This window comes from Corynebacterium sp. HMSC069E04 (assembly GCF_001813175.1).
Classification (GTDB): domain Bacteria; phylum Actinomycetota; class Actinomycetes; order Mycobacteriales; family Mycobacteriaceae; genus Corynebacterium; species Corynebacterium aurimucosum.
On sequence record NZ_KV811624.1, the window covers coordinates 48488 to 67328 of the forward strand.

18 protein-coding genes are annotated in these 18841 nt (G+C 60.3%); 4 read left to right on the top strand and 14 right to left on the bottom strand.

All coding sequences use genetic code 11. The annotated features are described in order from the left end of the window. Window positions 1-5: 5 nt before the first annotated feature. The 9 genes from trxB to HMPREF2896_RS00310 form a co-directional block, all read right to left on the bottom strand. Window positions 6-932, bottom strand: coding sequence for a thioredoxin-disulfide reductase (trxB, locus tag HMPREF2896_RS00275; protein ID WP_070444543.1), 927 nt, complete (start codon window positions 930-932; stop codon window positions 6-8). 54 nt (window positions 933-986) lie between these two features. Further along, entirely contained in the window at window positions 987-1529 is a 543-nt protein-coding gene (locus HMPREF2896_RS00280) for a sigma-70 family RNA polymerase sigma factor (RefSeq protein WP_010188059.1), read from the bottom strand. A 166-nt stretch (window positions 1530-1695) separates the two neighbouring features. Then, window positions 1696-4206: an aminopeptidase N gene (gene pepN / locus HMPREF2896_RS00285; protein WP_070716773.1), complete on the bottom strand. Its 2511-nt coding sequence runs from the start codon at window positions 4204-4206 to the stop codon at window positions 1696-1698. A 43-nt stretch (window positions 4207-4249) separates the two neighbouring features. Then, window positions 4250-5374: an ATP-binding protein gene (locus HMPREF2896_RS00290; RefSeq protein ID WP_168165677.1), complete on the bottom strand. Its 1125-nt coding sequence runs from the start codon at window positions 5372-5374 to the stop codon at window positions 4250-4252. 157 nt (window positions 5375-5531) lie between these two features. Continuing rightward, a complete protein-coding gene (locus HMPREF2896_RS12240; RefSeq protein ID WP_083311425.1) occupies window positions 5532-5963 on the bottom strand; it encodes an AlbA family DNA-binding domain-containing protein in 432 nt (143 codons plus the stop codon). 267 nt (window positions 5964-6230) lie between these two features. Beyond that, window positions 6231-6764: a YceI family protein gene (locus HMPREF2896_RS00295; protein WP_070444547.1), complete on the bottom strand. Its 534-nt coding sequence runs from the start codon at window positions 6762-6764 to the stop codon at window positions 6231-6233. Window positions 6765-6983: 219 nt separating this feature from the next. Continuing rightward, entirely contained in the window at window positions 6984-10226 is a 3243-nt protein-coding gene (gene murJ / locus HMPREF2896_RS00300; RefSeq protein WP_070716779.1) for a murein biosynthesis integral membrane protein MurJ, read from the bottom strand. An 8-nt stretch (window positions 10227-10234) separates the two neighbouring features. Continuing rightward, window positions 10235-12376, bottom strand: a complete 2142-nt coding sequence (locus tag HMPREF2896_RS00305; RefSeq protein ID WP_070716781.1) for a DUF6049 family protein — start codon at window positions 12374-12376, stop codon at window positions 10235-10237. Then, window positions 12373-12975 (bottom strand): NUDIX hydrolase, encoded by a 603-nt coding sequence (locus HMPREF2896_RS00310; RefSeq protein WP_070645164.1) that lies wholly within the window; start codon window positions 12973-12975, stop codon window positions 12373-12375. Before HMPREF2896_RS00310 ends, HMPREF2896_RS00305 begins: the two co-directional genes overlap by 4 nt. Before the next feature lie 28 nt (window positions 12976-13003). Between HMPREF2896_RS00310 and HMPREF2896_RS00315 the strand changes: the two genes are divergently transcribed. From HMPREF2896_RS00315 to HMPREF2896_RS00330, 4 genes are read left to right on the top strand one after another with little or no spacing between them, the layout of a single operon-like run. Continuing rightward, complete coding sequence (locus HMPREF2896_RS00315) at window positions 13004-14437, top strand: CCA tRNA nucleotidyltransferase (RefSeq protein WP_070716787.1); 1434 nt, start codon at window positions 13004-13006, stop codon at window positions 14435-14437. A gap of 2 nt (window positions 14438-14439) precedes the next feature. After that, window positions 14440-15039, top strand: a complete 600-nt coding sequence (locus HMPREF2896_RS00320) for a YqgE/AlgH family protein (protein WP_070444555.1) — start codon at window positions 14440-14442, stop codon at window positions 15037-15039. A gap of 35 nt (window positions 15040-15074) precedes the next feature. After that, window positions 15075-15791 (top strand): AzlC family ABC transporter permease, encoded by a 717-nt coding sequence (locus tag HMPREF2896_RS00325; RefSeq protein WP_070716792.1) that lies wholly within the window; start codon window positions 15075-15077, stop codon window positions 15789-15791. Further along, a complete protein-coding gene (locus tag HMPREF2896_RS00330) occupies window positions 15776-16108 on the top strand; it encodes a branched-chain amino acid transporter permease (protein ID WP_070645173.1) in 333 nt (110 codons plus the stop codon). The genes HMPREF2896_RS00325 and HMPREF2896_RS00330 overlap by 16 nt, the downstream gene beginning before the upstream one ends. On the opposite strand, the gene HMPREF2896_RS00335 is transcribed toward HMPREF2896_RS00330, so the two are convergent. The 5 genes from HMPREF2896_RS00335 to HMPREF2896_RS00355 form a co-directional block, all read right to left on the bottom strand. Next, window positions 16105-16413: a hypothetical protein gene (locus tag HMPREF2896_RS00335; protein WP_070716794.1), complete on the bottom strand. Its 309-nt coding sequence runs from the start codon at window positions 16411-16413 to the stop codon at window positions 16105-16107. The two genes, HMPREF2896_RS00330 and HMPREF2896_RS00335, sit on opposite strands and share 4 nt — an antisense overlap. Window positions 16414-16419: 6 nt before the next feature. Further along, a complete protein-coding gene (locus tag HMPREF2896_RS00340; RefSeq protein ID WP_070444563.1) occupies window positions 16420-17379 on the bottom strand; it encodes a bile acid:sodium symporter family protein in 960 nt (319 codons plus the stop codon). Window positions 17380-17454: 75 nt separating this feature from the next. Next, window positions 17455-17826 carry a Rieske (2Fe-2S) protein gene (locus tag HMPREF2896_RS00345; RefSeq protein ID WP_070645176.1) on the bottom strand — a complete coding sequence of 124 codons (372 nt, stop codon included), beginning with the start codon at window positions 17824-17826 and terminating at the stop codon, window positions 17455-17457. 51 nt (window positions 17827-17877) lie between these two features. Then, the gene (locus HMPREF2896_RS00350; RefSeq protein ID WP_070711375.1) at window positions 17878-18102 is read right to left on the bottom strand and encodes a hypothetical protein; all 225 of its coding nucleotides are present in this window, start codon (window positions 18100-18102) and stop codon (window positions 17878-17880) included. A gap of 224 nt (window positions 18103-18326) precedes the next feature. Next, window positions 18327-18791: an SdpI family protein gene (locus tag HMPREF2896_RS00355; RefSeq protein WP_070444569.1), complete on the bottom strand. Its 465-nt coding sequence runs from the start codon at window positions 18789-18791 to the stop codon at window positions 18327-18329. Window positions 18792-18841: the final 50 nt, after the last annotated feature.

Below are 18841 nucleotides of genomic sequence, written 5' to 3' on the forward strand. Positions count from 1 at the left end.
GATTACTAACGGTTCTCAGCCAGGAAATGTTCCGCATCAATCGCCGCGCGGCAGCCGGAGCCCGCAGCGGTGATGGCCTGCTGGTAGTGGTCATCCACCAAGTCACCACAGGCAAAGACACCTGGCAGCGAGGTCTTAGTGGAGGGCTGCTGTACCACCACGTAGCCAGCCTCATCGGTCTCTACCTGGCCGTTGAGGAAGCCGGAGCGCGGGTCGTGGCCAATGGCTACGAACATGGCGGTCAAATCCAGCTCGCTGGTCTCACCGGTCAGCACGTTCTTGACTTCGAGGGCACCGACCTTGCCGTCCTTCTCCAGGACGCGCTCGACGGTGGTGTTGGTCAGCCACTTGATCTTTGGGTTCTCCTTGGCGCGCTCCAGCATGATCTTGGAGGCGCGGAAGTTCTCCGAGCGGTGAATAATGGTGACGGTCTCGGCGAACTTGGTGAGGAAGGTGGCCTCTTCCATGGCGGAATCGCCACCGCCGACGACGGCGATGTTGTGGTCCTTGAAGAAGAAGCCATCGCAGGTGGCACACGCCGACACGCCGCGGCCGGTCAGCTCAGATTCGCCCGGAATACCCAGGTAGCGCGGAGCGGCACCGGTAGCGAGGATGACAGCGCGGGCTTCATAAACCTCGTCGCCCACGTGTAGCTTCTTCACCTCGCCTTCGAGCTCGATGGAATCTACAACTTCCATGCGCAGGTCGGCACCGAAGCGGATGGCTTGAGCGCGCATCTCTTCCATAAGCTCAGGGCCCATGATTCCCTTCTGGAAGCCTGGGTAGTTCTCGACCTCGGTGGTGTTCATGAGTTCGCCACCGTATTCAAAGCCCTCGAAGACGATGGGATTGAGTTCGGCGCGTGCTGCGTAGAGCGCTGCGGTATAGCCGGCAGGGCCGGAGCCGACGATGGCGACATCGTGGATAGTCACTAAAAACTCCCTTGAAACGATTCTTTTTAAGTAAGACTCAGATTCTACTCGCCCTCAGTCTATCGCCGCACGCAACACTTGCCGAGCTCGAGCTCGCCGTGACTTCACCGTGCCAGGTGCCACGCCTTGCACCTTAGCCACCGTATCGATGGGATAACCTGCAACGTCGGTGAGGTAGAGCGCCTCGCGCTGGTCTTGGCGCAAGGTTTCCATCGCTTGGGCCACCGTGATGCGTTCCGCCAGGTTTTCGCTGGGGTTGTGCGCGAGCGCATAGTTGCGGTCATCCTCAATGATCTCTGCATCGAGGGAGGCGTTTTCCCGGTTGGAGCGATGGTTGAGGAAGTCATAGCCGGAGTTCATTACCAGCCGGTGCAGCCACGTGCTCAGGGTGGCATCGTGCCGGTAGGAGGCCATGTTGCAGCTGGCCTTGAGCAGGGCCTCCTGCACAATGTCCTGCGCATCATCATCGTTGCGCGTATAGCGTCGCGCCATGGCGGTCAGGCGCGCGCGGTGCTTTTCGACGATTGCCGAAAAGGCCTTGGTATCTCCACCAATGAAGGCGTCGACGAGTTCACGATCGGTCGGCTGTGCTGACACTAAGAATCCCCCCGGAAACTTGAGCAATGACACGTGGGTCAACACTGTCCCCGGCCGAAGCCGATGGTTTGTGATTGTCCCCCCGTTGATGTGGTTGCGAGTTTACGGGAAGATTCTGCTATCCGCTACGCGAAGCGTCTCACGTGCCGCGTTTAATGTGCCGTGCTTACTGCACGGCACGGACACGATGCGCACGACGCAGCGCATCCTGGCATTCCAGCAGCACGCGGCGCAGCGCGCGCGGACGATCTTTGCTCAGGAATTCGCTGGTGGCGGCGTCGGCCATCGCGAGATCTGGGTAAAGACCGCGAACGAGGCGGTTGGCAATCTCGATGGGATGCTCCGCCCAGAGCTTCGCCAGCGAATCGAAGTACTCCTGGGCAAAGGCTTCGGTGAGGTGGGCTGAGCGCGGTGCGTTGAACGCTGCGAGCAGGGAATCCACCTCCGCGTTGGAGTACGTGCCCGGCGTGCGCACGAGGTCAAAGACTTCGCGCTTGAGCTCGGCAGATGGGAAGGCGTGGGAGGCGCCCAGGTAGGCGGCGGCACCGGTGAGCGTGTTATCGCGCTCCTTCTCAGCCTCCAGCTCCTCGGTGCTGATGGCATCGCGGGCGGCCAAGGCGCGGAGGATGGCCCAGCGAATATCCGGGTCGAGGGCGAGGCCGTCGAGGGATCCGTCGTAAAGCGCACGCAGGCGCTGCGTGCCGGATTCCTCCGGGGTGGCCGCGAGTGCTTGTATGGCGGCTCGGGCGAAGGTGAGCTGCGCGTCGGAACCAGCCGGGGCGCCTTGCAGCACCTCCCACAGCCGTTCGGCATAATCGGAGCGAATCTCCTCGCGTTCTTCCTGGCTAACGAAGTGGTCGATGGCATAGCGGGCATTGGCAAAGGCCGTGGTCAGAAGCGTCGGGTTGGACTCCGCCGGAGCGTGCTTCAGCACGGTGTCGAGGTAGGAGCGCACCGGCCACTCGCCATCGCGGGTGAGGTTCCACAGGGAGGTCCAGATGACCGCTCGGGAGAGCTCATCCGGAACGTCAGACAGGCGCGTGCGGATGGTCTTCAAGGAGGTCTCATCGAAGCGGACCTTGGCGTAGGTGTGGTCGCCGTCGTTCAGCAGCAACAACGCCGGTGCCTGAAGCCCAGAAGCCTCGTCGAGGATAGTGCGCTCGCCCTCCAGATCGACGTCGAGGGTGGCGTACTTCTTCAGGGAGTTATCGAACAGCGCCACGTTGAGGCGGTGCGGGCGCGTGGTGTCCTCCGCCTCGACAGCGATAGCTAACTCGTGAATCCTATCGCCGTCCGCGTGTAACTCCGGGGTCAGCGTATCCGGGCCCCACGTGCGCAGCCAGGCTGTGGACCAAGCGTCGAGGTCGCGGTCGGTGTGCTTCTTCAGGGCCTTAAGGAGGTCCTCGAAGGTGGCGGCAGCAAAGGCGTGCTCCTGGAAGTAGTCACGCGCGCCGGCATAGAAATTCTCCCGGCCCACGTAGTGCACCAGCTGTTTGAGCACCGCAGCACCCTTGGCATACGTAATGCCGTCGAAGTTCTGACGCGCGGCATCCACGTCCGGGATCTCGGCCTTGATCGGGTGTGTGGTGGGCAGCTGATCCTGCAGGTAGGCCCAGTTCTTGCGCTGGCCGGCAAAGTTGACCCACGCCTCGGTGTACTCGGTGGCATGCACCGAGGAATCAGCACCCATGAACTCCGCGAAGGACTCCTTGAGCCACAGGTCATCCCACCACTGCGGCGTGACTAGGTCACCGAACCACATGTGAGACATCTCGTGCAGAATGGTGTTCGTGCGCCCGGCATGCTGCGCGCGGGTGGCGGCGGAACGGAAGAGGTAATGCTCCGTAAAGGTCACGAGGCCGGGGTTCTCCATGGCACCCAGGTTGTATTCCGGCACGAAAATGGAATCATACTTACCCCACGGGTAGGGATAGCCAAAGTTGTTGTGGAAGAAGTCCATGCCTTGTGCGGTGACCTGCAGGATTTCATCATCCAGGTACTCCGCCATCGAGGCGCGGGCAAAGGCGCGCAGTTCCACGCTGAGGGATCCATCGGGTGCGGTCCAGGTGCTGTGCTTCTCGACGTACGGCCCCGCCGCAAACGCCGTCAAATACGTCGACAGCAGCGGGGTCGGGGCAAAGTGCGCTACTTCCCCACCCTCGGTCTTCTCGCGGCTGACCTCCGGTTGGTTACTGAGCAGCTGCCAGCCTTCCGGGCCGGTGAGGTGCACCTCGTAGCTGGCCTTGAGGTCCGGCTGGTCAAAGCAGGGGAAGATGCGGCGGGCGTCGGATGGCTCGAGGTGCGAGTAGAGGTAGGTGGTGTCATCGGCCTGGTCGTGCATGCGGTGCAGGCCCTGGCCAGTGCGGGAGTAATAGGAGGAGCCGGTGATCTCCACGGTGAGCTCCTCCCCCACTGGAAGGTTGCTCAGGTAAACCCGTCCGCCGTCGAAGGTGTTCTCCACCTCCTCGCCGTTGACGTGCACTGTATGCACGGCCTTGCCCAAGTAATCCACGAAGGTCTCGTGCTCGGTGGTGGTGAACGTAATGCGCGAGGTGACCTCGTAAGAGTCGGCGTCGGTTGGCGCACTCGTGACGTCGAGGTGCAGCTCGTAGGTGCTCAAACGCAGCGCGGCGCTGCGGGCGGAAGCTTCTGCATGGGTGAGGTTTGCGGTAGTCATGCGCTACATCTTAAACCTCGCTGCGGTGTGTATCACAGGGTGGTCATGAAAGAATCCACCGCGTGTTGGGGCCGCGCTGTGGGCCATCAGGATCGATGCGCGCTTGGCCTATAGTTCTTAGGTGGCGCAGTATTCCTGTGACAATTGCCCGGTCTACTCCCAGTTCTTCGGCGACTTTACGCGTATTCAGCGCAGCTCCTTCTTTGAGTTGAGCCAGGATCCAATCCTGAACGGACGTTGCTGCAATGTGTCCCTCTATGTGAAGCCCCATCAGTGATCGTGCCTTGGTGGTAAGTATCCACTCTCGCGCTTCACGTAGTTGTTCTACGAAACCGAGGCTCTCATACCACCGTAGGGTGTCTGCAGCCTGATCTTCGCTGACTTGCATGAGTTGGGCAGCAGTGTGACACAGCAGGATCTGGTTGTCCATAAGGTGACGGGCAATGATGAGACCATTGACGCTGTCGAAAGGCTCAGCGCCGAAAGCACCTTTGAGTTCGGTCAAGGACTTAACGAACGCGGTGTCAACGCGCCCAGAGGACAAAGTAACTTCGACGAAGGATTCCTCGGCGCGAAGTTCCGGAATATGGCGACCACTCGACAGCATGGATGCCCACATGCGGTCGAATCCACGGGAGGATTCCTCTGCTAACCCCAGCATCCTTAACGCCGTCATAAGGCGGGGATTTCGGGGAATTGATTGTGTTGTGAGAACCCGATCGCGTTGTACACCTGTGGGAAGACCACCGGGAGACCATACAGAGAAGGCTATGGGAGATTGGTCGATGACTACTGCAGCCGATGCGTCCCAGTCGCGATGGGCTAAGGCATTAGAGACAAGCTCGTCGACAGCGGTGTCTGGGAAAGCCTTGATCGATACTTCTTGACCCGTGGCAAGGGCGATCCGCTCCACTTCTTGCTGGGCATTGACTCGAATTAGCTCTTTCAACCGCAAGTATGTGGTGATGAGGGGCGCAGAGATTTCTGTTGTTCTCGGCTCACCGCCAGGGACAAGACGGAGGAGGTGCCGAACTGTAACCTGCTGGGATACCGGAGGCATGAAAAGGATTTCGGCCGCGTATGTGGGCTTTAGTGAGCCATCCAGCAGTCCTAATTCTCCCAAGAGTTCGCGGGCCGTCGCGGGAACAGGCTCCTGGGAACCGGACATTGCCCTCGCTTGGGCTAGGAGGTGTCGGGCCTGATCGACGGCCGTCATATCGAGTTCCTCAAGCCCTCGCCGGGAGGGGTGAGCAGTGTAATCCGGGTTGGCGCGTTCAAAGAAGAGTGCGCGGCGTTGATGCTCGGTGAGTGGTACGCAGCGAGTGTCAACTCGCTTGCTCGCCTGTCCCTTTGGGCGTTGATACAGCGTGATGCCACGGGGGAACGCGTAAGACGATGAGCCGGGCTCCGCACCACTCCAGCTCCTCTGCTTCGATGTGGATGTTGGGCTGTGTTCCTTCAAAGATCTTTCTTATGAGCCAGTCCAATTCCCGTTGGGTGCCTGTAAATGCCTCTGGTCCAGATTTCTTGTCTGCGACTCCAAGCACAATGAAAGCGTTCCCGTTATCGGCATTGGAAAAGCACACGGCTTCATCGATGAGGAATTCAACAAGGGACGCGTCTGGATTGCGATTTCGAGGGTGGACGGCGGGATCCTCTTTAAAATCGAGAATTTCGGATTCCAGGCTATCGGCGGTTGCGCCGGCTTCAATCGAGCGCAGTGCCTGGATGATGAATTCGAGTTCGTCCTCTCTCATGGTCCCGTAGTGTAGCAGAGTTGTTTCAAACAACTCCGCAACAACTAATAAACAACTATTGGCTAATATGGCAGCTTCTGACTCAGAATTAATCTAGAACATGCAGTCCAGAGCGTTGTTCAAGTTGTTTGGGAGTTGTTTCAGAGTTGTTTATTACTCGGTTTTGGGCCTTTAGTTGTTAAAAAGTTGTTGCCCGCAGTACCGGAATGGGCACTACGGGCAACAACTTAGAACTACTTCCTACGGCGAGGTTTCGCGCTTGATGGCTTACTGCTTGATGGCAGAGACCTCGAGCTCAATCTTGATCTCCTCGGAGACCAGCACGCCGCCGGTCTTCAGCGGAGCGTTGAAGTCGATGTCGAAGTCGAGGCGGTTAATGGAGGTCTTAGCCGCGAAGCCCAGGCGGGTGTTACCGAAGGGATCCTCGGCCACGCCCGTCTCCTCTACCTTGAAGTCAACGGACTTGGTGGTGCCCTTGATGGTGAGGTCACCGGTGACCATGCCCTCGCCTGCCTCGTTCACGTCGAACTTGGTTGCGGTGAAGGTCATCTCCGGGAACTTCTCAACGTCGAAAAAGTCCTCGTTCTTCACGTGCGCATCGCGGTCGGCGTTGTTGGTATCGATGGACGCGGTCTTCACCGTGGCGGTAGCTGCGGACTCGTTAATGTTCTCTCCCACCTTCAGGGTGCCCTCGAACTCGGTGAAGTTGCCACGCACCTTGGTGATCATGGCGTGGCGGGCGACGAAGCCGATGGTGGTGTGTGCTGCGTCCAGTGTGTAGGTTCCTGCGGTGATAGTCATGGGTTCCTCGTTTCTTCTAGGTTTCTCTAGATTGTTGATGTGACAACAATAATTATACGCTCCGTGTCTGATCTGTAAAGGGAAGAAATCGCAAGAACAATAAAGCCCCAGACCTAGAACCCGAAACCTCAGGTGGGCGTCGTCAAGCGCGTGGTGCGTCTGAGTCAGCGAGCAGGGAGTTTCGGGATCGAGGTCTGGGGGAATGCGTGAGGTGGTGGGTTAGTTAGTCGGGATACCCACCAGGGTGGCCTCCTTCAGTGTGACGGAGCCGGACTTGGGCATGTCGGTGAAAACGATGAGGGCGCCGTCGAAGGCCACGGGCTTCTCCTTGAGCTCGATGTCTTGGCGTGCGCTCGTCAAGGTGCCGTGTGCGAGCTCGGTCAGCTTGCCGGAGTCAGGATCCGTGGGGTCAAAATCCTTGGTATTAACGCCATAGACCTCGTACTTGGCGCCCGTGGACTTGCTCTGCTGAAGCGGTAGCGCGCGGAGTTGCGTGGGCTTGTCAACGCTGAGCAGGAGTCCAGTGTCTGCCTTTTTCGTGGACCATGAACCAGATACTTCCTTGCCCTCCGGAACGGAGGTGGTCTTTACGTCTTTCAGGATCACCGGCGGCACGTTGGGGAAGGTCGTTTCCGTCGTGGATTCGCTCTTCGTCACCACGGGGGAAGTTTTCTCATTACCTACCTGGGAGAGAATCCACACGCTGAGTGCGGCCATCGCCACGACGAAGAGGGTAGCCAGCACACCGAGCACGATGATCCCGGAGCCAGAATAACCGCGGCCGCCGAAGCCCGGTGCAGGGCTCGGGTCCTCCTTGCGCGGGGTCTCCTCCACCGGTACCTGGAGGGTTTCCTCGCCGTCCTCGCCGTCGCCGGCGAAGGCCGCCAAGCGGTGGGCGATGTCCTCGAGATCGGAGTCCTGGCCCTCTTCGGCGTCGGCAGCGATCTCCTGTAGCACCTCCGGTGTTGGGCTAGTGGAGTCCACCAGGAGAGAGATTGCGGAGGCCAACGCCGAGCGGTCAGTTTCCTCATCGTTGCTGTGCAGCACCGCGGGGAAGGCCAGCGTGGCAATACCTTCGGTAGAGATGCGGATGCGGTTGCGGTTTTCAATGCCCAGCACGAGGTCCGCCGCATGGGCCGCGGCTGTGGTGCGCACCAGCGGTACCAAGGCGTGGGCCACGGCGCGCGGATCGAGGTCCTCATCCTCCGACACTGTCTTCAACGAGGTGCCCTCTACCCAGTCCGCCACGACGAGGCAGCCCTGGCGGTAGGACAGGATATCGATGTTCTCCGCCACGGCATCCAGTTCCATCTCCGCTAGGCGGCGCGTGGCGCGGGAGACCTCGGCGGAGCGGCGGGCGGCCACGGCCGGGGTCGCCGGCGCCATCGGGGCTTCGCCTGTGGTGTCCACGAAGGTCAGCGACACCACGCGGCCGGTGGCCTGCTCGCGCGCCTTCCAGAAGCGGGTACCCGCGGCAGAGCCATAGTCTTTGAGGAGGCGGAAGCGGCCATCGGAGACCGGCGCACCCGGCACCAGGCGCGGACCACGGACGATACCGGCAGACATCGGCGGCGGCACCGGCGAAGAGTTGAAGGCGTCCACGCTGAAGATGGGCTGGAACTCCAGCTGCTCCGGGGCTTCGACCTCGATAGCCTCTGCATGCTCGATCTTGATGAAGCGGGACATGCCCGGAATGCGCTGCAGCTGGCGGCCCAGGTTGATGACTTCCGGCAGGCCCGAACGCGAGAGCACGATGCCGGTCACGATCACGAAGACCAGGCCCACGACGGCGAGCTTGAGCAGGTACACAAACGGCGGAACCTCGGCCGGGAGCACGAAGTTGATGCCGTAGTTGAAGGCGTAAGCAACGACTAGGCCAACGATGGAGGCCAGCACCGACCACACGGTGGTCGCGATAACCGCGCGGCCGCCCAGGCTACCCAGCTTGCGCTTGAGCAGGAAGCCGCCGATCACCGCGCCGGCCACGAAGCCGAAGCCGTTGGCAGTACCCAGCAGGATGACCACGCGCTCCGGGGAGTCCGCAACGTGTGGGGCCAACAGGGAGAGCACCACCTTGGTCAGCGTGATGCCGGCGATGATGAAGGTGGGTGTCCACGCTTCCTCGCGGGCGTAGAACACGCGCAGGTGCAGCAACACGAGGGCGTAGGGGATGAGGGTAAAGGCGGAGAAGCTCAGTGTGAGGCCGAGCAGCTCGGCCGCGTCGGCGTCGAAGGCTCCGTACTGGAAGAGGCCGCGGGCAATCGGGATACCGAAGCCCGTCATGAAGATGACGATCGGAATCAGGGCGATAAACGTTAGCTTCGTGCCGAGCGTGAGATCCCGAACCACGGCCTTGACGTCACCGTCCGCGGCGTTGCGGGACAGACGCGGCATAATTGCGGTGAGTAGCGTGACGCCGATGACGCCATAGGGCACCTGTAGAAGCAGCCAGGCCTGCTGGTAGGTAAAGGGCGCGCCTTCATCCGCATGCGCAGCCACGCGGGAGGTGATGACGTAACCCAACTGGGAAATCGCCACATAGGCCACAATTGCCATGGCCATCCCACCGAATTGCTTGAGGCGGTCATCCAGGCCCCACAGCGGCTTGAGGTTAATGCCTGCCTTCTTGAGATAAGGGAAGAGGATGAGGCATTGCACGACCACGCCCGCCGTGGTGCCTAGGGCTAGGAGCAGCACGTGCCTGTCCGTGATCGGCGAGGGTGCATCGGGATGCAGACTGCCCGGCACCAGCTGGTAGGCCACGAGCACCGAAATCGAGATGATGTTATTGACCACCGGTGCCCACGCGCCCGGCCCAAAAATATTCTTGGTGTTGAGCACCGCTTGGAAGAGCGCGAAGAGTCCGTAGAAGAAGATCTGTGGCAGCAGCAAGTAGGCAAAGGAGGTCGCCTGCACGGCATTGACCTCGCCGTCTTCCGGCAGCATCATGCGCGTTAACTGCGGGGCAAAAATACAGGAAAGCACCGTGATCGTGGCCAACAGGGAGAAGGCCAGTGTGAAGAGGCGCCGGACAAAGTCCTCGCCGCGGTCGGCATCTTCCTTTTCCGCGCGCACCAGCACCGGAACCACGAGTGAGGTCAGCACCGCACCCAGCACAATCTCCGTGATGAGGTTGGGCAGCTGGTTCGCCGTGGTAAAGGCGGAGGAAATCGCCGGGCCAAGCGACGAGCCGATGAGCACGTTGCGAATGAATCCCGTGATGCGGGAAATCAACGTGGCGATAGCCATGGAACCGGTGGCGCGGACGACGGCGCCGTCGGAGTTCTTTTCGCCGCCGGACTCACTCGGGGCCGAGGCAGACTTGCCCTTCAGTCCCGAACGGTCCTCGAGTTCGTCGTCGACAGCAACGACGCCGCTCGGCGCGCGCTTTTCCGGGACCGGTGCCGGCGGCGAGGGCGTGACAATGCGGCGACGGGCACCAGACATAGGTTCATGTGTCATAGAGAAAACTATCCGTGAGACTTCTTTTTCTTCCGCTTACCCAGACGGAACAGGGCAGCTAGGACGAGGGCGAGCGCGGCGATCGCGCCGACTCCATAGACGCTAACGATACCGGCACGCGTCTGCACCGTGATGTCGATGGGATCCGAAATGAGGTGCTCAGATGGTGTTGCAAGCCACAGGCGCAGCGACGTCTGGTCAGCGTTGCTAGGCAGGTCAGCGGTCATGGACACGGTAATGGATCCCTTGGCCGGGATGTGAATCATGTTCTGCGTGTTCAACGTGGCGCCGTCGGGGGCGTCATAAGCCAGGTGTGCGTCGACAGGCAGTGGCAGGCCGTTTTCCGCCACGATGAGCAGCGGCGATGACTCTGAGACGCGGGTATACACGTTGCCCGGTGGGATGAGGGATACGGAGGCGCGCAGCTCGCGAAGCATATCCGCGTTCTTCTCTAGGCGGGAGCGGCTTTGCTTCACCGAAGTCGGAAAGCCGTGCAGGCTGGAGCGGCCGGTCGCGCTGAGCGCCGTGAGCAGATCGTGGCGCAGAGGTGCCGTGAAGTCGTAGCGCGTCATGGCAATACCGGGGTCGTTGACCATGATGGACATCAACTCGTCGGTATAGCGCGCCTGCTGTGTTACCTGTGTGATCTCGGCGTCGTGAAAGGCTGAAGGGTCCGGGTAGGGGCTGCCGGGACTCCCACCGCCCTCCTCCACCTCTAGCGCGGTAACGGGGCGGGGTTCGAGGCGCCCAGAATCGAGGAGCCGCTGCGCTGCTTCCATCACCGCACGTGCGGCGGCAGGGTCCTGGTAATTCGGCAGCTTGGCCACGGTCTCCTCTTGCGCAGACGCCACGCTTATCGACGCCCCCGCCGTCAGTGCCCTCGCCTGTTCCGAATCGATCGAAAAGTCGTAGCGCAGCTCCGGGTTGGAGTACCCGGTGGTCTGCGGCTTCGATCCGGTTTGGGCCAAGAGTGCGCCGAGGGAGGCATCAAAAGTGGCGGCCTTGCCTACCCACTCGGAATTATCCGCCACCAACAGCGGAACGGACATCGCATGCTCGCTCGTCCCAGAGGCCGGCGCGGTGAGCTGCGTGCTGAGCGGGACGCCGAGGATGCGCTCGATGGTGTCTGCGCCCTGCTCTACGGCCTCGTGGGTGAGCCACTCATTGCCCACTTTGGCCACCGCATCGGTGTCTGCGTTGGCCCACGGCATGAGCATGCGGCAGTCGACCTGTTTGAGTTTCTCCAGCCATGCGGCGGCGTCCCGGGAACCCGCGCCGGGCGTGCCGCGATCGGAATCGGCGCTGTTAAACCAGGAATCACGCAGGCGAGTGGGGTGTTTGGCGGTAGAGGGGCGCGTCTCGTTGACGGTGTAGCCGGCGGACATGCGGTTGGCGGCGTCGACAAGCGCGGGGTCCAAAGCCATGCAGCCGGAACCGTGCAGATCATGCTGCAGGTAGGCGTCGAGCAGTTGATCGAGCCGCCCGCCCGGGGAGAGCTGTCCAGCTAGCTGCTCGCTTTCTAAGATGAGCTCCTCGCCACCGGTATCCCCCGGCACCACGTCTACCTCGGCGGTGACAGGATAGACCAGCGAAAAGGAATGCTCGCTCTCGTCTTCGGGAGCCGATTCTTCTCCTTGGAAATCCAGGATTGTCCGCTCCTCCGCGAAACTGGCCGCCTGGCCGTCGCGGGTGCCGGTGAGCGTGAACAGGAGCGGGTAGGCGCCAGGTTCCGTGATGGCCAGCGTGGAGTCTTTGCCCAATGCGGTGGGAACCTCCACGGTCAGCTCGCGGCTCTCCCCCGGTTCAAGCTTTCCCGCGCCGAGTGTCGCCCCATAATAAGGAAAGGATCCCGCAGCGAGCTCTTGGCGTGCCTGGGTGGTGGAGTTCACGGCAGTGCTGCGCCGGGAGGTTATCTGCAAATCATCAACGGCGCTCTCGGTTGGGTTATGGACGCGCAATTGTAGCTCGAGCGTCTCCCCTACCCGCGCCTCCGTTGCGCTAAGTAGGCTGAGCTCCAGCTCGTCGGGACCGCGGGAGCCGAGCCAATAGTGGGAGTCAGTAATCCCAGTGTCGGGAGTTTGTGCCTGGGCCACGGGGACGGCGCAGCCCACCGCCAGCGCCGCGATGGCCGCCGCTGCGCGCCACCTCACCGTGGGGTCGCCTTTCCTGCGGCAGCTTCCTTTCGCGCGAGATCCGGGAGGAGGTCGTGGGCAATGCGAGCCAGCTTGCGCTCGTCCGCATAGGCCAAGTGCTCGATGAGCTCGGAGACCGGGATCCAGGACACTTCCGTGACCTCCGGGTCTTCGTCATTCATGATGCCGTCCACAAAACGCAAAAGGTGGTGGTGCACTGTTTTGTGAATGCGCACCCCATCGGAGACGAACCAATAATCAATCATGCCGAGGTCCGCGAAGACCTTACCGTGGATTCCCGTTTCTTCCCAGACCTCGCGCTCGGCGGTGAGCTCCTTGGCTTCGCCATTTTCCACATGCCCCTTCGGCATGGACCACAGCAGGCGCCCGCGGCGGTCCAACCTGCCGATGAGCGCCACATAGATCTGGGACAGGTCCACGTTGCCGTTTTCGTCGACGGCTTCCGCCAATCCGGACACGACAAGTCCGCCGGCGGAGGTCTCATCCCGCGTGGTCATGCGGTTGGTGGACGTGCGCTGGGGGCGTCCCGTGCGGTGGTTCCGGTGGCCCGCGCCCCGCCGGCGGCGGCGTTTGGACCCTGGCGTGTTCTTAGTCATCCCTGCTAATCGTAGTAGACTTCGATCCGTGAATTTTCAGGACACTCAGCTAATCGGCGTTCTTGCCCGCGCTGACGCTACCGTCAGCCGGCTCAGTGGCCTCTTAAGCGGTCTGGTGGAGCGCTTTGCGCTTCACGACGCCCCCCTCTATCTCGTCGGCGGCTCCGTCCGCGATGCCTTACTTGGCCGTTTGGGCAACGATCTCGACTTCACCACTCCGGCTCGGCCCGACGTGGTCTATTCCATTCTTGAAGAGTGGGCGGAGACCGTGTGGGATACCGGCATTGACTTCGGTACGGTCTCGGCGGCTTATAAGGGCCAGCAGATTGAGATTACGACTTTCCGTTCCGATAGCTATGACGGGCAGTCCCGCAACCCCGAGGTCATGTACGGCGATACCCTCGAGGGCGATCTCGTGCGCCGCGATTTCAAGGTCAACGCCATGGCCATCGAGCTGCGCCCGGACGGCACCCGTGAATTCCACGATCCGATGGGCGGACTCGCGGACCTAGCGAACCGCATCCTCGATACCCCGGATGCGCCGGAGATTTCTTTCCACGATGATCCCCTGCGCATGCTTCGTGCTGCGCGGTTTGCGGCGCAGTTGGAGTTTGACGTCGCCCAGCGCGTGCGCGATGCCATGATCGACATGGCCTCTGAAATCCAGCGCATCACCGTAGAGCGCGTGCAGGTGGAGCTCAATAAGCTCATCTGCGGTGTCGCGCCGTGGAAGGGCATTGACTTGCTCGTTGACTCCGGTATTGCGGATTATGTTTTTCCGGAGATCCCGGCGTTGCGCATGGCCCCCGACGAGCACGCGCAGCACAAGGACGTGTACGCGCACTCGCTGACAGTACTGCGCCAGGCCATGGAGCAGGAAGAGGACGGTCCCGACCTGATTCTGCGGTGGGCGGCGCTGCTCCATGACATTGGCAAGCCGGATACCCGCGACACCACCGACGGCAAGGTCACCTTCCACCATCACGAGGTAGTAGGCGCGAAGCTCACCCGCAAGCGCCTGCGCAAGCTGAAGTTCCCCAAGGCTACGACCGAGGACATCGGCCAGCTGGTCTACCTGCACATGCGCTTCCACGGTTTCGGCGATGGCCAGTGGACCGATTCTGCTGTGCGCCGCTACGTCACCGATGCCGGTGATCTACTCCCGCGTCTGCACAAGCTTGTGCGCGCAGACTGCACTACCCGCAATGAGCGCAAGGCCCGCCGCCTCCAACGCACATATGACCAGCTGGAGGAACGCATCGCGGATATCGCGGCCAAGGAAGACTTGGCGCGCGTGCGCCCAGATCTCGATGGCAACGAGATCATGGAGATCCTCGGCCTTGAACCTGGTCCCGAGGTAGGCAAGGCCTGGTCTTATCTCAAGGAGCTGCGCCTCGAGGAAGGCCCGCTGGAGCGCGAGGTTGCTATTGCGAAGCTGCGCGAGTGGTGGAATTCTAGATAGGGATGTACGCAGACAGACTTTTCAACGCCCTCGAGCGCAACGATCCCGCCCCTGGCCAGCTCCTTGTGGCAGCTCCCGACGTCCTCGCGCCCCATTACAATCGCTCCGTCATCCTTATCACCGAGCAGCATGCCGGGCGTACCTATGGTGTGGACCTGACTAAGCGCTCCGAAGTCGCTGTTTTCAATGTCATGCCGGAGTGGCTACCAGTGGTGGCTAAGCCGCAGGCCCTCTACATCGGCGGTCCGCACAATCAGCAGGCGGCCATTGGTGTGGCGCTGACGAAACAGGGCGTGACCATTGAGGAGCAGCCGGCGCTGAGCCGCCTCGCCCCGCGCGTGGCTCTCGTAGATTTGCGGGTCGGTCCGGATGCCGTCACCGAATTAGTAGAGGGTATGCGTCTTTTCGCCGGTCACTTCGAGTGGGGTCCTGGCGAATTGGATGAGGAAATTGACCGCGGTGAGTGGTACGTGGCCCCTGCCCTGCCCCAGGACGTGGTCTCCTCGGGGTCAACGGATACGTGGTCGGATGTCATGCGCAGGCAGGCCATGCCCCTTCCGTTGTTCGCCACTTTCCCGCGCTATATCGATGAAGATAATTAGCGCTCGTCCTTTTCTTCTGCGCTAACATCTCTGCCATGCGTGCGGAGATCATCAAGGCAATACGGACCTGCATGCCCATCGCCGTCGGGGTGGTGCCGTTGGGCCTCGCCTTCGGCGTGCTCATGGTCCAGACCGGTTTTGACTGGTGGTGGACCCCTATCTTTTCCATCATTATTTACGCTGGCTCGATGGAATTCCTCGCCATTTCCATGGTTACCGGCGGCGTGACGCCCGCCGTAGCCGCGCTGACGGGTTTCATGGTCAACTTCCGGCACATCTTCTACGGGCTGACCTTTCCGCGCGATGAGATTTCGAGCCGCCTCGGCCGCGCTTATTCGACGTACGCGCTTACCGACGAATCCTATGCCGTGCTCTCGGCCCTCCCCCGTAACTCGCGTCCAAGTGGCGTGTTTGTTTTTAGCGTGCAGCTGTACTGCCAAGTCCTATGGGTCGGTTCCGGGATCATTGGTGCGGTGGCAGGCCAGGCCATTCCTCCTTCGGTGAAGGGGTTGGCGTTTGCCCTAGTTGCCCTGTTTATTGTGCTCGCGATTGATTCTTTTCAGAACAACAAGGATTACTCCCTTCCCCTGTCAGCGGCGGCCCTGGGAATCCTCGCCAGCTTTCTATTTCCCGGTCAGCTGCTCATGGTGGCGCTGAGTGCCTACTTTGTGGTCTTGGTGGTGCGCTACTTCTCTCCGCGTATCGACAATGCGCTGATTCTGCGGAGGGAGCCGACATGCCAGACGGAGTAACCCTCGGTAGCATTTTCGCCGTTTTGATCCCCGTCGGGATAGTCACCGTCCTCTTGCGTTGGCTGCCCTTCGGGTTCGTCAAAGCGCTTAAAGGAAGCCAGTTCATCAGCATGTTGGGATTCACCATGCCCGTGGGTGTGATGACGGTGCTTGTGGTCTATACCTTGTTTGGTCAGATCCAGGACACGGGGAGCCTTATCGCTCCCCTCGTCGGCGCAGTGGTTACCGCCGTATTGCACCTGTGGCGCCGGAACTCAGGCTTGTCCATCTTCGGGGGCACGGCCGTGTACATGGTGTTAGTGAACCTGGTGCTCTAAAAGTCCCCGTACAGGGCGATGGCCTCGGTCCACAGGGAGTGGAACTGGAAGGCGTCGATAAGCTCGGCGTCGATGTCGGGGTACTTGTCGTAGGTATCGGGGTGTGGGACCACGCTCTGTGGGATGTTGGCGTCACCCACTGAGGCGGTTGGTGTGGCGGCACCGACGATGGCGTCATTCGGTGCGAGGGCAATCATGCGCAGCATGGTGCAGGCCTCGCCGTTAATTTCCTCCAGCTCCGCGATGTGAATGGCAGTGCCGACCTCAGGAACAGTCATGGTGGTGCGAACATAATGCTTTTTCATGTGCTCTCACTCTACCCGCGCATAGCGAGCCGCCATAGACGCGCAGATCATCAACTGCACCTGGTGGTAGATCATGAGCGGGAGGATGAGCAGTCCCAAGGAGGTACCACCGGAGGCAAAAATAACCGAGGCCATGGGAAGGCCTGTGGCCAGGGATTTCTTCGAACCACAGAATTGGATAGTGATGATGTCTTCCCTGCTGAATCCCAACTTTTTACTCACGACCTTGGTCAACCACAGCATGAAGAAAACGAATGCGGTGGAGAACACAATCTGAAAAAGAATTTGCCATATGCTAATCGTCGCCCAGATCCCGTCGATCATTCCTTTCGAAAAGGCCGCATACACCACCATGGCAATGGAGCCACGGTCCACCACTTTCGTGGCCTTGCTCGCTGCGAGTTGTCCTACCCATTTTCTGGTGAGCTGGCCGAGCACGAAAGGTAGGAGCAAAAGGACAGAAATCTCAAGGAAAACTGAGCTATCGATATGGATGCCGTCTCCCGCGCCCATGAGTGCCATGACCAGCAATGGCGTAAGCAGAACTCCAGCGAGGTTTGATGCAGACGCAGAGACGATTGCTCCAGGAACATTTCCTCGGGCGATTGAGGTAAAGGCTACCGATGATTGCACCGTGGACGGTACGAGCGTGAGGTAGAGGATTCCCAAGTAAAGATCGTTTGGAATGAACGCGGTGAGTGGGCGGAGTGCGAGGCCGATGATTGGGTAGACCACGAAGGTAAACACCAGGATGGTGAGATGGAGCTTCCAGTGTTTGATACCGTTGATGGCTTCTCGCGTTGAGAGCCGCGCGCCGTAAAGAAAGAAGAGAAGGGCGATCGCGATATTCGTGAGGACATCGAAGCCGTCTGCAAAGCTTCCGCGTGCGGGAAAAACGATAGCGATTGCGACGGCGAAGAGGATGAGGATGATGAGGGGGTCGAGTCTTTTAAGGCGCTCAATCATAGAAGAGAGTCTAGACGCCCCTCACGGTTTCACGTGAAACATCTTTTCAAGCCCCTGCGTCCCCGGGGATAGCCTCTAGGCGGAGACGTTTTTGATTGTTCCACCGTTGTTTTCTACGCCGTACTCTGTAAGCGGTTTGGGGCTGGGTCCGCCGGTAACTTCACCACTGCTGAGGTCAAAGCTGGAGTAGTGGCTAGTGCAGGTGGCAGTCATGCCTTCAATCTTCGTAATGAGGGAGCCCTGGTGTGGGCAGGTCTGCGAGTATGCCTTGAACTCCCCTTCAGTGGGTTGAGCGAAAATCACTTTGTCCACAATGATGGCTGAGCCGACGGGGATTTCTGTCGCAGCGATCTCTGCGGAAGGCTCCTTGCCGCAAGCGGCGAGGTAAGCCCCGGCAAAAGTGGTGGCGGTACCAAGCAGGAAGAGACGGCGTGAACATGTTGTCATGCTGATTACTCTATCTGATTGATGGAGTGTGTTCTGGAGGATGGTGGGCAGCTAGCTGAGTTTGCCATCCCACACGGGGAGCTCGTCTTCCCTACTGCCGCTGAAATCATAGGCACCGTAGTTTGTGCCGACATCGCTATAGATTGTTCCGGCTATGGTGTGCCCGGTGCGGTTATCGCTAGAAAGCGCATAAGTAGCCCCTGCCCCTAGAATGCTGAGGCTGAGCGCGGCGGCAGCGATGATTCGAAACGTGCGGATGTTTGTAACTTTGTTCATGGGATCCATGGTGCGCCGAAGATCGTGTCTTGTCACGGCACCGCCTCGCTCTCCCATGGTGTTGGTGCACACTTCTCAGTGTTGGCACAGGATAAAGAAAAGGGCTCCGCCAATGGTGGTGGGATTCCATGGATGGCGGAGCAACGTATTTATTTGAATGTGACGAAAATAGTGTGGTGGTTATTTGTACCGATTGATTACGTCACTGTGCTTTAAAGTAGGTGTTAATTCTTGTCCACGTTATCGGCGCGTGCCGCAGCTGCGCGGGCCGCGGAGACGTCGACAGTCGGCGCTTCTCCCCCGCACCCGCCATCGCCGCAATTGCAGGAATCACCGCAGCCTTCGTCCCCTTTGTGCGCCTGGTTCCACAGGTACGAGGCACGGGCACCCATGTTTGAACCGATGGATAGCGCGAGGATTGCCACGACGAAGGTGAGCGCGGGGATAAGCCACATCCATCCCTCCGCGCGCAATGCGATGATGCCACCGAATACTAAAGCGACGCCGCCCAAGAACCAGAACGGGCCCGCGACAGCATGGGCATTATCCCAGGCTTCTCTAGATGTGCGGATTTCCGCGAGACGTAAGCCAACGACGCTATTTCCAGGAAGCTTGCGGAGCGTGGCAAGGCCACCGACGACAATAAGTACCGCGGCCAAGATGAGGAAAATGATTCCGACTACGAGCATGCCTCTTAGTCTATCCGGCTTCCTAGCTGGCGAGAAAGCCGGTTCAAATT